The organism is Pseudonocardia sp. ICBG601, from assembly GCF_020496245.1.
Map to the genome: position 1 here is coordinate 3,130,052 of NZ_JAHLJA010000148.1, position 14,804 is coordinate 3,144,855.

Sequence of the window (14,804 nt, forward strand, 5' to 3'; positions counted from 1 at the left end):
ATGGACTCCGCCCGGCTCCGGGTGCACCCTGGGCGGCGCTGTCGGCGTGCGGAGGCCACCATGCGGATCGGCATCATCGGCGCGGGCCCGGCCGGGCTGTTCCTCGGCGCGACGCTCGCGCGTCGCGGGCACGCGGTCCTCGCCGTGGACCGGGACACCGGCCCGGACCCCGACGGGACGTGGGCACGCCGCGCGGTGATGCAGTTCCACCACCCGCACGGGGTCCGTCCCCAGGTGGGGGAGGGGCTGCTCGCCGAGTTGCCCGAGGCCCACGCGGCATGGGTCGCCGCCGGCGCGGAACCGATCGTGTTCGTCCTCCCGGACGGCCGGCGGATGGCGGGCGGGATGCGGTCGCGCCGCGCGACGTTCGAACGGGCACTGCGCGAGGTCGCGACCCGCGAGCCGGGCCTGGAGATCCGCCGCGGACACGTCGACGGCGTGGTCGTCTCCGGCGGCCGGGCCCGCGGACTCGTCGTCGACGGGGTGGGCGAGCCGGCGGACCTGGTGGTCGACGCCTCCGGACGGTCCGGACGGTCCACCCGCGACCTCACCGGCGGCCCGGCCGTGGAGGGCGATACCGGTGCGGCCTACGTCAGCCGCCAGTACCGGCTGCGCGACCCGGCCGACCCCGGCCCGATGACCAGCCCGCTGGCCTGGCAGGCCGACCTCGACGGCTACCAGGTCATCGTCTTCCGGCACGAGGCCGGTGTGTTCTCGGTGCTGCTGGTCCGGCCGGCCGGCACCCTGCGGGAGCTGCGGCACGAGGCCGTGTTCGACGCGGCCTGCCGGGCGATCCCCGGGCTGCACGAGTGGACCGACTCCGGGCGGGCCGCCCCGATCACCCCGGTGCTGCCCGGCGGGCGGCTGTACAACCACTACCGCTCCCAGCCCGACGTCGACGGGCTGGTGCTCGTCGGCGACGCCGTCTGCACCACGACGCCGATGTTCGGCCGCGGCCTCGCCACCACGATGATGCAGTGCCGCGACCTGCTGGGACGCATCGACACCGGCGAGGTCGGCGGTTTCGGGGCCTGGTGCGACGCCGAGATGCGGCCCTGGGTGGAGGACCACGTGCGGTCCGACGACCACGCCCGCCGGGCCTGGGCGGGTGGCGACGTGGACCTCACCGGCCCGTTGCCGTCGACCCTGATCATGGCGGCCGCCGAGGTCGACGGCCGGATCGGGGCCGCGCTCGGGCCCTACCTCGCGATGCTGGCGGGCCCGGCGAGCCTCGACGAGGTCGAGCCGCTCGCCCACGCCGTCTACGCCGGTGGCTGGCGCCCCGCTCCCGCCGCCGGGCCGACCCGCGAGGAGTTGGCCACCCTGCTGCAGCGCACCGCCGCGTCCTGACTACCCTCGTGAGTGCGGACGAGTCGGTCGGGCGGCCGCGGCGGGACCTCCGGGTTCCGCCGAGGAAAGTCCGGACTCCACAGGGCAGGGTGGTTGTCAACGGCAACCCGGGGCGACCCGCGGGACAGTGCCACAGAGAACAGACCGCCACGCGGCTCCCCGGAGCCGCGGGGTAAGGGTGAAACGGTGGTGTAAGAGACCACCAGCACCCCGGGTGACCGGGGTGGCTCGGTAAACCCCACCCGGAGCAAGGTCGAGAGGCCGTACGTGTACGGCTGCGCAGGCGTTCGAGGGCTGCCCGCCCGAGCCTGCGGGTGGACCGCTGGAGCCTGCCGGCGACGGCAGGCCGAGATGGATGGTCGCCGAACGGAGCACCGTGAGGTGCCCGGGAACAGGATCCGGCTTACAGACCGACTCGTCCGCACCTCTTCCCCGACCTGACGGTCGAGCCCCGGCCGGACGGCCGGGGCTCCCGCACCCCCCGTCGACGAGCCGACTACCGCCCCTTGAGATAGGTGCTGATCATCGCGGTCAGCTCGTTCTCCAGCCGTCGCGCGGGGACCCGGTCCGGCGCCGCCGACAGCGCGTGGACCACGAGCTCCAGGGTGATCGTGACGATCTGCGCGGCGGCCTCCGTGTCCTCGACGCCCGCGTCGGGATGCCGGACCAGGAAGTCCCGGAACCTGCGCAGCCGGTCGCGCTGGTACACCTCGATCTTCGTCATGACGGCGCCCTCGCGGGGCGCCTCCTCCATGAACAGCCGCAGCAGCCGCGGGTCGTCGCGGTGGTTCGTGATCGCGGTGCGCACCATCGCCCGCACGAGCTCCTCCAGTGGCTGATCACCGGCCTCCTCGCCGGGCGGCAGAGTCGCGGCGCCCTGGTCCAGGTGCCGGGTTAGGAGCTCGGCCAGGATCGCGTCCTTGTTCGGGAAGTACTGGTACAGCGAGCCGATCGAGCACCGGGCCTCGTCGGCGATCCGGTTCGTGGTGCCCGCGGCGTAGCCGTACGTGGCGAAAACGTGAGCAGCCGCGGTGAGGATCCGCTCGCGGGTGAGTTCCGCCCGGACCTGACGCGGCCGCCGACGTGGGGCGATCCGGCGCTGCTGCGGGGTCATGTCCCTCCCGGGTGCTCGCGTCGAAAGCGAGTAGCTCATAAAGTGAGCATTTACTTAGAATAGGGCTTTCACCTGCGATGATACAGAACAGGGAAGGCTCACCATGCTCGAAGTTTCCAGTGTGCCCGCCGCCGTCGTCGAACAGGTGCCGCACCAGGCCGGGCGGGCCCGTGCGCACGTCGGGGTGCCCGCATGAGACGGCTCCTCGACACCCTGCTCCGGACGGCGACGGTCGAGCGCGTCGAGCCCCTCGCGGGCCGCTTCCGCGCGGTCACCCTGACCGGCGCCGGGATCTGCGACCTCGAGGTGAAGCCCGGTCAGCAGATCCGCGTGCAGGTCGGGGCGGTCAACCCGGTCGTCGACCTGCTCGTCGGCGCGCTGCGGACCTACTCGATCTGGGAGTACGACGGGACCCGCATGGAGCTGCGGATCCTCGACCACGGCGAGGGGCCGGGCGCGCAGTGGGCCCGGCGGGTCCGTCCGGGCGAGGAGGTCAGCGTGTTCGGGCCGGAGGGCTCGTTCGTCAGCCGGCCCAGTGACTACCACCTCTTCGCCGGGGACGAGACCGCCGCGGTCGCGTTCGGGGCGATGATCCGCGGGCTGGACGACGGCGCCCCGGTGCACGCGGCGATCGAGGTCGACACCGAGGAGGACCGGCTGCCGATCCCCGGCGAGGTCACCTGGATCCACCGCCACGGCCGATCGGCCGTCAAGTCCGCCGATCTCGTCGCGGCGGTGGCGAACCTCGACCTGCCGGAGACACCGGGGACGGCCTACCTGGCGGGTGAGGCGGGGACCGTGCAGATGGTGCGCGAGCACCTGGTCCGCGACCGGGGCTGGCACCGGCGCGACGTCGTCACCAAGCCGTTCTGGGCGCCGGGGAGGACCGGGATGGACTGACTCCCGTGGTCCGCGTGGGTCGGGTCAGCTCGTCGCCGGGCCGGGGCTCATCGCGGTCCTGACGGCGAACCCGCCGAGCACGGTGCCGGCCACCCACCGCTGGACCGTCATCGCCCGCGGCCGTGCGGCCAGGAACCCGGAGACGGACGCGGCGGTGAGGACGATCAGCGCGTTCACGGTCACCGCGACGACGATCTGGACCGACCCGAGCTGCAGGAGCTGGCTCCCGGTGGCGCCGTCGGCGGGGTCGACGAACTGGGGCAGCAGCGCGGCGTACATCAGCGCGATCTTCGGGTTCAGCAGGTTCGTGAGTAGCCCCATGCCGAACAGGCGCCGGTCGCGCTCAGGCGCGAGGTCGCGGGCCTCGAACGGCGACCGTCCGCCGGGGCGCAGCATGCCCCAGGCGAGCCAGGCGAGGTAGAGCGCCCCCGCGATCTTGACCGCGGTGTAGGCGGCGGGGACGGCGACGAACAGCGCCGAGAGCCCGGCCGTCGCGGCGAGGAGGTAGCAGAGGAAGCCGACCGCGGTACCGGCGAGCGACACGAGTCCGGCGCGCCGGCCCTGCGAGATCGCCCGGGAGGTCAGGTACACCATGTTCGGCCCCGGGGTGAGGACCATGCCGAGGGCGATCACGACGACACCCAGGGCTGCGGACGGTTCGATCACGGCGGCTCCTCACCGAATGGCTCGTGATCGAGAGCGAAACACGGCGACGGCCCGCGGACCAGTGGATTCCCACGTGTGCTGCGTCGCTCCGGGTTCGTGTGACGATCTGCCGGTGAGCAGCACCCGCGACCTCCGCGTCGTCGCGCTGGGGGACTCCTTCGTCGCCGGTGTCGGCGACCCCGACTGCCGGGGGTGGTTCGGCCGCCTCGTGGCGGCGGTCGGCCGCCAGGGCGTCCCGACGACCGCCTACAATCTGGGGATCCGCCGCGACACCAGCAGCGACGTCCTCGCCCGCTGGGAGCGCGAGACGGGCGCACGCCGTGCCCCCGGGTGCGACGAACGCCTGGTCCTGTCCTTCGGCGTGAACGACGGCGTCGAGGAGGACGGCCGGTGCCGGGTGGAGCCGGACGTCACCGTCGCGAACCTGACCCGGTTGCTCGCCGGGGCCGATGTTGCGGGCCTGCCGGCCTTCGTCGTCGGACCCCCGCCGGTCGCCGACGCCGCGGTGAACCGGCGGGTGCGGGACCTGACCGCGCGGTTCCACGGGGTGTGCGACACCGCCGGGGTGCCCTTCGTCGACGTGGTCGACGCGCTGTCGGCCGACGAGGTGTGGACGACCGGGGTCCGCGACGGCGACGGCGCCCACCCCGGTGCCGACGGCTACGACCGCCTCGCCCGGCTCGCGATGCCGGCGTGGTTGGCGTGGATCGGCCCGTCCCGGTAACGGATCCGTCGGCGCTCCTCCGCCGTCGAGGACCGGACCTGACCGCATGGGGCGGCACAGTCGTCCTCGAACCGCTCCCGAGCACCCCGGAGGACCCCATGTACGCACCCGCCCGCCACGACGAGATCACCGGTCTCCTCAACTACATCGACCAGCAGCTCACGGCGATCCGCTCCGCGCTCCTCGGCCTCACCGAGGACCAGGCGCGCGCGACCCCGTGCCGCAGCGCGCTGTCCGTCGGTGGCCTGGTCAAGCACGCCGCCTACTGCATGCGCGGCGCGCTGGAGCGGCTGACCGGCGACGTCACCGAGCAGCCGCTGGACGCGGCCGCGTTCGCCCGGTTCACCGGCAGCTTCACCGTCGGCGACGACGAGACCGTCGCCGCGACCGTCGAGGAGTTCGACCGGGTCCGGGCCGAGCTGCTCGCCACCGTCGCGAAGACCGACCCGGCAGGCGACTCGACCGCCCCGCCCACCCCCTGGGACGGGATCTACGACGCGCGGCCGATCCACGCCCGCTTCTACCTGGTGCACCTGGTCGAGGAGTTCGCCCGGCACGCGGGGCACGCCGACATCCTCCGCGAGCAGATCGACGGCGTCGCGGTGCCCGCGCTGGTGCTCACCCTCGCCGGGGCGCCCGCCAACGACTTCTTCCAGCCCTACGAGGCGGCGCCGGGCACCCTGCTGGCCTGAGCCCGGCGGTATCCCCGGGCGTCCCCGGTCGTTGATCTCCACGATCGGCTCGGGGGAGGACGGATGCGTCGAGGACGACGAAACGGACTGATCGCCACGGCCGCGGCCGTCGTCGCGCTGGTGGGGCTCGCGTCGCTGCAGCCCGCCGTCGCGATCGGCCCGTTCGGCCCCTCGGGGCGGGTGACCGTCACCCCGGCGGCGTCGAACCAGTTCGCCGGGACCCTCGACGAGGGTTCCGGCAGCCGCGAGTTCACCGCCCGCCACGGCGCCCCGCCCGACGGCGGCAGCGGCGCCCTCGAGCTGCGCACCCCGGGCGACGGGGACAAGCGCCAGTACGTCACCGACGAGGTCGCCGGCCCGTTGTCCCGGTTCACCGACGCGAGCTACTGGGCGTACCGCGACCCGGCGTCGTCGAGCGGGGCGATGCCGTCGTTCGCGATCGCCGTCGACGTGAACGGCGGCACCCTGGAGCCGGGCGACCTGTACGTCCTCACCTACCTGCCCGACCGGGCCCCGGCCGGCACCTGGACCCGCTACGACGTCGGGTCCGGCACCTACTGCACGACACAGCAGATCGGCCGGGTCGACGCCTACCGGCAGTGCCGCGACGGCGGCGAGCAGCGCACGCTGTCCGACATCATGGCCGCGTACCCGGACATGACCGCCTACGCCGCCGGGTTCAACCAGGGCGGCGGCGACGCCGGGCTGGTCTCGGCCGTCGACCTGCTCCGGGTCGGCGGGCGGACCTACGACTTCGAGCCTGGCTGAGCCGGTCGCGGCGACTCAGGTCACGCAGAACTCGTTGCCCTCGGGGTCGCACAGGGTGGTGGTGAGCGGCCCGCGGTCGGCCGTCGTCCACAGCACCCGGGCGCCGAGCGCGACCAGGCGCTCCACCTCCGCGGGAGCCTCCTGCGGGCCGACCTGCAGGTCCAGGTGCACCCGGTTCTTGGCCGACTTCGGCTCCGGCACCCGCTGCACGAACAGCCGCGGACCCGGCCCGCGGGCGGTGGCGACGTCGCGGAACCCGCGGCGGTCGCCGTCGACGAGCACGTCGGCCTCGCCGAGGTGGCCGGCGGCCAGCAGGCCGTCGACGACCGCGGTGTGGTCCTCCACCTCGTAGCCGAGGGCGGCCGCCCAGAACCGCGCGAGGGCGTGCGGGTCGGCGGCGTCGAACGCGATCTGCAGGGTCGGGGTCACGGCGACGATCCTGGCCCCCGACGCGGACAGCGCCCGTCCGCATCGGACGTGTCGACCCAGGGTACGGAGCTGCCATAGGCTCTGCGGGTGCAGTACGACTTCACCGACCTGCGGCTGTTCCTGCACGTCGTCGCCGAGGGCTCCATCACCGGCGGTGCCGCGCGGGCCAACCTGAGCCTGCCGTCGGCGAGCGCACGGGTCCGGGCCCTGGAACGCCACGCGGGGGTCGAGCTGCTGGTCCGGGAGCGGCGCGGGGTCCGCACCACCCCGGCCGGGCGGGCACTGGCCCGGCACGCCCGCGAGGTCCTCGACCGGGCGGCGCGCCTCGACGGCGCGATCGCCTCCTACTCCCGGCCGGCGAGCGCGCGGCTGTCGCTGCTGGCCGGGAGCTCGGCGATGCACGACCTCGTGCCGCGGGCGGTGACGGCGTTCCTGCTGGCCCGGCCGCACTCCGACGTCGACGTGACGCTGCGGCGCAGCGTCGAGACCGCCCGGACCCTGGTCGACGGCGGTGCGGACCTCGGGATCGTCCTGGACCACGTGGCGGCGGACCACGGGCTGTCCGCAGAGCCGCTGTGCGACGACTCGCTGGTCGTCGTCGGCGCCGGGCACGGTGTGCTCGACGGTCGCGACGTGATCGCGTTCGCCGAGGCGGCCGAGCACCCGATGGTGGGGCTGGCCGCGTCGTCGCCGCTGCAGCTCTCGCTCGACGCGCAGGCGGCCGACGCCGGGCTCGCGCCGCGGTACCGCACCCGCGCCGCGGACCTGGGCACGGTGGTCGCGCTGGCCGAGGCGGGGGCCGGGATCGCCGTCGTGCCCCGTCGCGCGGCCGCCGTCCCGGCCCGTGCCAGGCGTCTGCAGGTGGTCGCGCTGGGGGAGCAGTGGGCCCGGCGCGGGCTGTCGCTGTGCTGGGGCGCGGCCCTGGAGCCGAGCTCGCCGGGATGGCCCGCGGTGCTGGCACTCGCGGACCACATCCACGCTGTCTCTGTCACAGCCGAAGGCTGAGAGCGGAACTTCCGCATTGTCCGGTGAGCCGGACGGGCCGACCCTCGACCCATGAACCCCTCCGACGAGCCCGACGGTGTCGAACGGGCCCTGACCGGGCTGCGGCGGGTCGTCGTGCCCGTCGCGGCCGGGCTGCTCCTGCTGCTGGCGATCGCGGTCGGCGACGCCGCCGAGACCGCCGCCGCCGAGGCGGCCGGGACCACCCGGGTGAGCGCGACCGTGCTCGGGACGACCGCGGGACCGGGGCCCGTCGACGTCGGCTGGACCGACGGCCGCGGCGTCGTGCGGACCGCCACGGTGACCGTCGGCGGGCGGGTCGCGCCCGGCCGGTCGCTCGGGCTGTGGATCGGCCCCGACGGTGTCCCGGCCGCCCCGGAGCACCCGACCGAGGTCCGGACGGCCGGGATCCTGCGCTCGGCGACGGTGCTGGGCGTCGGCGGGTCCGGCCTGGTCGCGGTGTACACGGCCGCCGGCGTCGCCGGCCGCGCACGGGCGGCGGGACGGCTGGACCGCGAGTGGCGCGCGGTCGAGGCGCGCTGGCGGGAGCTGCCCCGCGGCTGAGCGGAACTGTCGGGGGTCCGGTGCAGCATGCGTCCCGACCCACCCCCGAGCACCCGGAGGCCCCCGTGGACCAGCCCGTCACCGCCGACCCCGTCATGGACGCCGTCGGCGCCGCCGTCGGGGCGGGCCGTGCCGGTGACCGGGCCGGGGCCCGCGCCCGGTTCGACGCCCTGTGGGAGCAGGTGACCGCCGACGGCGACCCCTTCCACCGGTGCACGCTGGCCCACTACGCCGCCGACGTCCAGGACGACCCGCACGCCGAGCTGCTGTGGGACGAGCGCGCCCTGGCCGCCGCCGACGAGCTGACCGACGAGCGGGCGCAGCGCCACCACGCGTCGCTGAGCGTCGGGGGGTTCCTGCCGTCGCTGCACCTGAACCTCGCCGACGTGAACCGCCGCCTCGGCGACGACGACCGGGCGCGCCACCACCTGACCCGGGCCCGGGACCGGGTGGGGGCGCTGCCCGACGACGGCTACGGCGCGATGATCCGCGCCGGGATCGACCGCTGCGGCGAACGCCTCGACCTCGGGGACCGCACGTGAGGGAGCCGCACTCAGACGACCGCGCCGTCGCCGGCGCGGCGCCGTGCCCGGTCGGCCTTCGACGGGTGCCGTCGTCCCGCCTTGCCGACCGGCTGCTTCGCTCCGGACGTCCGCGGCGCGGGCCCGGTCCAGCGCTGCTGCAGCAGGATCGCCACCGGCCCGGCGACGACGATCGTCGACACCGTCCCGACCACGATGCCCACGATCAGCGCCAGCGCGAAGTCCCCGAGGGTCGCCCCGCCGAGGAACAGCAGCATGACCAGGATCGTCAGCGTCGAGATGCCGGTGTTCACCGTCCGCGGCAGCGTCGAGAGCACCGCCGACCCCACGACGTTGTGGAACGGCACCTTCGCGTTGCGTGCCCAGTGCTCGCGCACGCGGTCGAACACGACCACGGTGTCGTTGACCGAGTAGCCGATGACGGTGAGCAGCGCCGCGAGGAACACGCCGTCGGCGGTGCGCCCGGTCCAGGCGAACACCCCGACCACCACGAGCACGTTGGTCAGCAGCGCCGCGACCGCACCGGCGCCGAGCGTCCAGCGGAACCGGAACGCCAGGTAGAGGAACTGCGCGGCGAGCGCGACACCCAGCGCGATGATGCCGCCGCGGGCCAGCTCGGCACCGAGGCTGGGGCCGATGAGCTCGTCGCGCAGCACCTTCGCGCCGCCGCCCGCCGCGCCGACGACCTCGCGCAGCTGTCCGACCTGGGCGTCGGTGAGCTCGCCGGAGCGCAGCGCGACCGCGCCGTCGCCGGTCTCGGTGACGGTGAGCCCGCCGATGCCGGTGGCGCCGACAGCGTCGCGGACCTGCTCCACGCTCACCGGGTTCGACGTCGTGAACTCGACCAGCCGGCCGCCGGTGAACTCGACACCGAGCTCCAGGCCGCGCACGAACAGCCCGGACACCATCACGACCACGACGACCCCGGCGACGGCGAGGTAGCGCGCCGGGCGCCGCAGGAACCCGGGGTCGCTCGCCTCGAGCCTGCGCCGGACCGGGCCGATCTCGGTGATACCGGTGATCCTCGGCCTGCGCTTCACCGCGGGGATCTTCAGGACGGCGAGGGTGAGCAGCCGGGACAGCACCAGCGCGGAGAACAGCGACACGACCACACCGATGACCAGCGTGACGCCGAACCCGCGGACCGGGCCCGAGGCGAGCCCGAACAGCAGCACGGCGGCGAGCAGCGAGGTCACGGCGACGTCGCCGACCGCGGACAGCGAGTTCGCGTAGCCCATCTCCGAGGCGCGTTCCAGGCGTGGCTTCGCCGCGTACTCCTCACGCGAGCGTTCGGCGATCAGCACGTTCGCGTCGACGGCCATGCCGACCGCCAGGACGAACGCGGCCAGGCCGGGCAGCGTCAGCGTGGCCCCGAGCCCGGTCTGCACCGAGTAGGCGACGAGCGCGTACCCGCCGAGCGCGACGACGGCCACGAGCCCGACGAGCCGGTACACCACGATGAGGAACGCCCCGGCCAGCGCGGAGCCGATGATCGCGGCCCAGGCGCTCGCGGAGATCGCGTCCGCACCCAGGGTCGGGCCGACGGTCCGCTGCTCGATGATCTCGACCGGCAGCGGGAGGGCGCCGCCCTCGATCAGCACGGCCAGCTCGGAGGCCTGCTCGGGGGAGAAGTTGCCGGTGATCTGGGTCTGCCCGCCGAGCATGCCGACGTTGCACGGGATGTTCTCGACGACCTGCGGGGAGGAGATGACCTGCTGGTCGAGCACGATCGCGACCCGGCGCTGCGGGTCGCCGGGCGGCGCGCACGCGGCCTGGCCGGTGAGGGCCTGCCAGCGGGCGGGGCCGTCGCCGTCGAAGCTGATGTTCACGATGTGCCCGACGCCCTGCGGGTTGGGCGAGGACATCGCCGAGCCCACCATGTCGCCGGTCAGCGCCGGTGGGCCGAGCTGCAGCGGCTGGCCCTGCTCGTCGGTGCCGGGGGCGCCCCCGGCGGCGGGGTCACCGATCCCGAGCACCGGGTGCATCGTGAGCTGCGCGGTGCGGCCGAGGGTCTCGGCGGCCTCGGCGGGGTCGGTCAGCCCGGGGAGCTCGACGATGATCCGGTTCTCCCCGGACCGGGCCAGGCTGGGCTCGGCGACACCGAGCCCGTCGATGCGCCCGCGCAGCACCTCCAGCACGCGGTCGGTGGCCTCGCCGTCGGCGGCGACCTCGGGGGTGTCGCGGGTCTCCAGGACGATCTGGGTGCCGCCGCGCAGGTCCAGCCCCAGCGTGGGGGCGGTGGTGAGCGCGACGACGGAGGACAGGGCGAGCACGGCGAGCGCGATGAGCGCCCGCCAGAGCACGGGGCGTGGCTTCACAGGGATCCTCGGCGGCGGGCGCCCCGGTCGGGACCGGGGCACGGCGGGGTGGTGCGGGGGAGTGGCGGGCGGTGGCGACCGGCGGGGTCGTCCGGTCAGGCCCGCGGCGGTCCCCGCGACCCGATGTCCGCGCCGGTCCCGGGCTCCGGGGCGGCGGCCGTCGTCCGGTCGTCGACGGGCGCGGGCGCGTCGTGCCCGAGCCCGGCGGCGTCGAGGACCAGCACGTCCAGGGCGGGCCCGGGGTGGCCGGTCGCGTCCGGGGCGACCGGACCGTCGTGCGCGGAGCGCCCCAGCAGCGCGGGCCGGGGTGCCTCGGCGGGCGCGACGTCCTGCCCGACCGAGGCCGCGGCCGTGGCCGGGACGGCCTCGGCGGTCAGCGACCCGGCGATCGGGGCGAGCGCCGCGACCAGCGACAGCAGCAGCACCGCGACGAGGCGGCGGGCCGGGCTGCGGGTCGTGCGCACGAGGGTGATCCGTCCGGTTCGGGGGGTTTCCTGCGGCGACGGTACCGGTCACCTCGACCACCGGGCCGCCGCAGGGGTCGGGCACCGGGCGCGCGGCCGTTCGCCGTTCGGCACAATCGCGACCGCACCAGCGTGACGACCCCGAGAGGACGACTGACGTGAGCACGGATCCGTCGACCAGCGAGAAGATCGACTCCGAGACGACGGGCGGGGAGACGATCGAGTTCCAAGCCGAGGCCCGGCAGCTGCTGCGGTTGATGATCCACTCGATCTACTCGAACAAGGACGTCTTCCTGCGCGAGCTGATCTCCAACGCCTCCGACGCGCTGGACAAGCTCCGCCTCGCCGCCTACCAGGACAAGGACCTGGGCGCCGACACCGAGGACCTGCACGTCGAGCTCGTGCCGGACGCCGGGGCGCGCACCCTCACCGTCCGCGACAACGGCATCGGCATGACCCGCGACGAGGTCGTCGACCTGATCGGCACCATCGCGCGGTCGGGCACCGCGGAGCTCCTCGCGACGCTCCGGGAGGCCGGCGACGACGCCCGCCAGGAGCTGATCGGCCAGTTCGGCGTCGGCTTCTACTCCTCGTTCATGGTCGCCGACCGCGTCGAGCTCGTGACCCGCAAGGCCGGCGCGGGCGAGGGCGTGCGCTGGACCTCCGACGGCGAGGGCACCTACACGATCGAGCCGGTCGCCGACGCCCCGCAGGGCACCGCGGTCACCCTGCACCTCAAGGCGTCCGACGCCGAGGACCAGCTGCACGACTACGCCGACCCCGCGGTGCTGCGCCGCATCGTGAAGACCTACTCCGACTTCATCACCTGGCCGGTCCGCATGGCGGCCGAGGCGGCGGAACCGGAGTCCGGGTCGGAGCCGGAATCCGGGACCGGCCCCGAGACGCTGAACTCGATGAAGGCGTTGTGGGCCCGCCCGCAGAAGGACGTGACGGAGGAGGAGTACGCCGAGTTCTACCGGCACGTCAGCCACGACTGGCAGGAACCGCTGGAGACGATCCGGCTCGCCGCCGAGGGCACCTTCGAGTACCAGGCGCTGCTGTTCCTGCCCAAGGTCGCGCCGATGGACCTCTACATGCGCGACGCCCGCCGCGGCGTGCAGCTCTACGTCCGGCGCGTGTTCATCATGGACGACTGCGAGGCGCTCGTCCCCGAGTACCTGCGGTTTGTCAAGGGCGTCGTCGACGCCGCGGACCTCTCGCTGAACGTGTCGCGGGAGATCCTGCAGCAGGACCGCCAGATCTCGGCGATCCGCAGGCGCCTGGTGAAGAAGGTGCTGTCGGTGCTCGGCTCGCTGCGCGACAACGAGCCGGAGAAGTACGCGACCTTCTGGGAGCAGTGCGGCCGGGCGCTCAAGGAGGGCCTGCTGTCCGACGCCGACAACCGCGACACCATCCTCGGGGTCTCGGCGTTCGCGACCACCCACGACGCGGACGCGCCGACCTCGCTCGCCGCCTACACGGAGCGGATGCGCGAGGGCCAGGACGCGATCTACTACATGACCGGGGACTCGCGGACCGCGATCGAGGCCTCCCCGCACATGGAGGCGTTCCGGGACAAGGGCTACGAGGTCCTGCTGCTGACCGACCCGGTCGACGAGGTGTGGGTCGACGCCGTCGACGGGTTCGACGGCACCCCGCTGCGCTCCATCGCCAAGGGCCAGGTGGACCTGCAGACCGACGAGGAGAAGGAGGAGGCTGCGGCGAAGCAGACCGAGTTCGCCGACCTCTGCACCTGGATGGCCGAGGTCCTGACCTCCGACGTCAAGGAGGTGCGGCTCTCCACCCGGCTCACCACCTCCCCGGCCGTCCTCGTCGGCGACGAGTTCGACATGACCCCGACCCTGGAGAAGATGTACCGGGCGATGGGGCAGGAGCCGCCGAAGGTCAAGCGGATCCTCGAGCTCAACCCGTCGCACCCGCTGGTCACCGGGCTGCGCGACGCCCGCGCCGCGGGGAAGGACGAGAGCGGGACCGTCGAGCTGCTGCACGGCATGGCGCTGCTGGCCGAGGGCGGCGAGCTCGCCGACCCGTCCCGGTTTGTGGGGCTGCTCGCGGAGCGCCTGCAGCACGCGCTCTGACGCGGGGCGGCGCGGGGACCGTGCCGTGACGAGAGCCGCACATCTGAAGAACCACTCAGATGTCGTGGCTATGCTGTCGCGGTGATCGGGAACCCGCGCCGCTGGGCGCCGCTGCTCGCCGGACTGGTGCTCCTCGCGGGGTGCGGCGCGGGTGACCCGGTCACGGCACCGGCCGGGCACGGCGACCACGGCACGGATCCCGCGGCGGACGCGGTCGTCAACTGCGGCCTCGACGTGCCCGTGCAGCGCCCGGAGCGGGTCGTCGCGATGTTCCAGAACGGCATCGAGGCCGTCCTCGCGCTCGGGGCGGGGGACCGCCTGGTCGGCGCGGCCTACCTGGACAACCCGCTGCCGGCGCAGCTCGACCCGGACTTCCGGCCGCAGGACTACTGGCCCGAGGAGTACCCGTCGCGCGAGGAGGTGCTGCGGGTCGCCCCGGACCTCGTCGTCTCCGGCTTCACCGGCGCCTTCACCCGGGAGGGCCTCGGCACCCGCGCCGAGCTCGGCGCCACCGGCACGGAGACCTTCCTGTTCAGCGCCTACTGCCCGACCGCCGACGGCGGCAACCAGCAGAGCATCGGCGACAACGACGTGTCCTTCGCCGGGGTCGAGCACGACCTCACCGACCTCGGGCGGCTGCTGGGCGCCGAGGACCGGGCCGCGCAGGTCGTCGCCGGCATGCGCAGCACCCTCGCCGACGTCGCCGGCCGGCTCGACGGCGTCACCGACCGTCCGCGGGTGGCGATGCTGAACTCCCCGGGCAGCACCGGTGAGCTGCGGGTCTTCGGCACCGGCGACGTCGCGACGACGATCATCGAGGCCGCGGGCGGGCGGCAGGCGTTCGACACCCTCGCCGGCCGGCAGCGCACCGTGTCCTTGGAGGGCATCGTCGCGGCGAGCCCGGACGTGATCGTGATCCCGGCCTGCTGCGGGCGCGACGTCGGCCCGGAGGGTGCGGAGCCGCTGGCCGAGCGGCTGCGTAACGACCCGGCGCTCGCGACGGTCCCCGCGGTCCGCGACGGCAAGGTGTTCACCACGACCTTCGCCGAGATCAGCCCCGGCATCCGCAACGCCGACGCGGTCGCGACGCTCGCCCGGCGGCTGCACCCCGACCGGTTCGGCGGCTGAGTCCCGGCGGCGGGCGGGTCGGGGGAGGAGTGCGGATCCGCCCG

At 74.4% G+C, this 14,804-nt stretch carries 15 protein-coding genes and 1 other RNA gene; 11 read left to right on the plus strand and 5 right to left on the minus strand.

Annotated elements, in window-relative coordinates; all coding sequences use genetic code 11:
• Window positions 1-60: 60 nt before the first annotated feature.
• A complete protein-coding gene (locus KPL57_RS44305; RefSeq protein ID WP_226356353.1) occupies window positions 61-1,350 on the plus strand; it encodes an NAD(P)/FAD-dependent oxidoreductase in 1,290 nt (429 codons plus the stop codon).
• A 19-nt stretch (window positions 1,351-1,369) separates the two neighbouring features.
• Window positions 1,370-1,772: RNase P RNA component class A (gene rnpB / locus KPL57_RS44310), an RNA gene on the plus strand.
• Window positions 1,773-1,846: 74 nt separating this feature from the next.
• Here the strand turns inward: rnpB and KPL57_RS44315 are convergent.
• Window positions 1,847-2,464 (minus strand): TetR/AcrR family transcriptional regulator, encoded by a 618-nt coding sequence (locus KPL57_RS44315; RefSeq protein WP_226356354.1) that lies wholly within the window; start codon window positions 2,462-2,464, stop codon window positions 1,847-1,849.
• Window positions 2,465-2,656: 192 nt separating this feature from the next.
• On the opposite strand from KPL57_RS44315, the gene KPL57_RS44320 reads away from it, so the two are divergent.
• Entirely contained in the window at window positions 2,657-3,364 is a 708-nt protein-coding gene (locus tag KPL57_RS44320) for a siderophore-interacting protein (protein ID WP_226356355.1), read from the plus strand.
• Window positions 3,365-3,388: 24 nt separating this feature from the next.
• Here the strand turns inward: KPL57_RS44320 and KPL57_RS44325 are convergent, their stop codons facing one another.
• The gene (locus tag KPL57_RS44325) at window positions 3,389-4,030 is read right to left on the minus strand and encodes a LysE family translocator (RefSeq protein ID WP_226356356.1); all 642 of its coding nucleotides are present in this window, start codon (window positions 4,028-4,030) and stop codon (window positions 3,389-3,391) included.
• Window positions 4,031-4,142: 112 nt separating this feature from the next.
• Between KPL57_RS44325 and KPL57_RS44330 the strand changes: the two genes are divergently transcribed.
• From KPL57_RS44330 to KPL57_RS44340, 3 genes are all read left to right on the plus strand, one after another.
• Window positions 4,143-4,754, plus strand: a complete 612-nt coding sequence (locus KPL57_RS44330) for a GDSL-type esterase/lipase family protein (RefSeq protein WP_226356357.1) — start codon at window positions 4,143-4,145, stop codon at window positions 4,752-4,754.
• A gap of 98 nt (window positions 4,755-4,852) precedes the next feature.
• Window positions 4,853-5,446, plus strand: a complete 594-nt coding sequence (locus tag KPL57_RS44335; RefSeq protein ID WP_226356358.1) for a DinB family protein — start codon at window positions 4,853-4,855, stop codon at window positions 5,444-5,446.
• Window positions 5,447-5,509: 63 nt separating this feature from the next.
• Entirely contained in the window at window positions 5,510-6,214 is a 705-nt protein-coding gene (locus KPL57_RS44340; RefSeq protein ID WP_226356359.1) for a hypothetical protein, read from the plus strand.
• 15 nt (window positions 6,215-6,229) lie between these two features.
• On the opposite strand, the gene KPL57_RS44345 is transcribed toward KPL57_RS44340, so the two are convergent.
• The gene (locus KPL57_RS44345) at window positions 6,230-6,643 is read right to left on the minus strand and encodes a VOC family protein (protein ID WP_226356360.1); all 414 of its coding nucleotides are present in this window, start codon (window positions 6,641-6,643) and stop codon (window positions 6,230-6,232) included.
• An 87-nt stretch (window positions 6,644-6,730) separates the two neighbouring features.
• Between KPL57_RS44345 and KPL57_RS44350 the strand changes: the two genes are divergently transcribed.
• From KPL57_RS44350 to KPL57_RS44360, 3 genes are all read left to right on the plus strand, one after another.
• Window positions 6,731-7,648: a LysR family transcriptional regulator gene (locus KPL57_RS44350; RefSeq protein ID WP_226356361.1), complete on the plus strand. Its 918-nt coding sequence runs from the start codon at window positions 6,731-6,733 to the stop codon at window positions 7,646-7,648.
• 51 nt (window positions 7,649-7,699) lie between these two features.
• Entirely contained in the window at window positions 7,700-8,209 is a 510-nt protein-coding gene (locus tag KPL57_RS44355) for a hypothetical protein (RefSeq protein WP_226356362.1), read from the plus strand.
• Window positions 8,210-8,274: 65 nt separating this feature from the next.
• Window positions 8,275-8,751 (plus strand): hypothetical protein, encoded by a 477-nt coding sequence (locus tag KPL57_RS44360; protein ID WP_374203848.1) that lies wholly within the window; start codon window positions 8,275-8,277, stop codon window positions 8,749-8,751.
• 11 nt (window positions 8,752-8,762) lie between these two features.
• Here KPL57_RS44360 and secD read toward each other — a convergent pair whose 3' ends face one another.
• Window positions 8,763-11,069: a protein translocase subunit SecD gene (gene secD, locus KPL57_RS44365; protein ID WP_226356363.1), complete on the minus strand. Its 2,307-nt coding sequence runs from the start codon at window positions 11,067-11,069 to the stop codon at window positions 8,763-8,765.
• 95 nt (window positions 11,070-11,164) lie between these two features.
• On the minus strand, window positions 11,165-11,533 hold the full coding sequence (locus KPL57_RS44370) for a hypothetical protein (protein WP_226356364.1): 369 nt from the start codon (window positions 11,531-11,533) through the stop codon (window positions 11,165-11,167).
• A 158-nt stretch (window positions 11,534-11,691) separates the two neighbouring features.
• On the opposite strand from KPL57_RS44370, the gene htpG reads away from it, so the two are divergent.
• Window positions 11,692-13,632 (plus strand): molecular chaperone HtpG, encoded by a 1,941-nt coding sequence (gene htpG, locus KPL57_RS44375; protein ID WP_226356365.1) that lies wholly within the window; start codon window positions 11,692-11,694, stop codon window positions 13,630-13,632.
• Between the two features lie 81 nt (window positions 13,633-13,713).
• Window positions 13,714-14,760, plus strand: coding sequence for an ABC transporter substrate-binding protein (locus KPL57_RS44380; RefSeq protein WP_226356366.1), 1,047 nt, complete (start codon window positions 13,714-13,716; stop codon window positions 14,758-14,760).
• Window positions 14,761-14,804 lie beyond the last annotated feature (44 nt).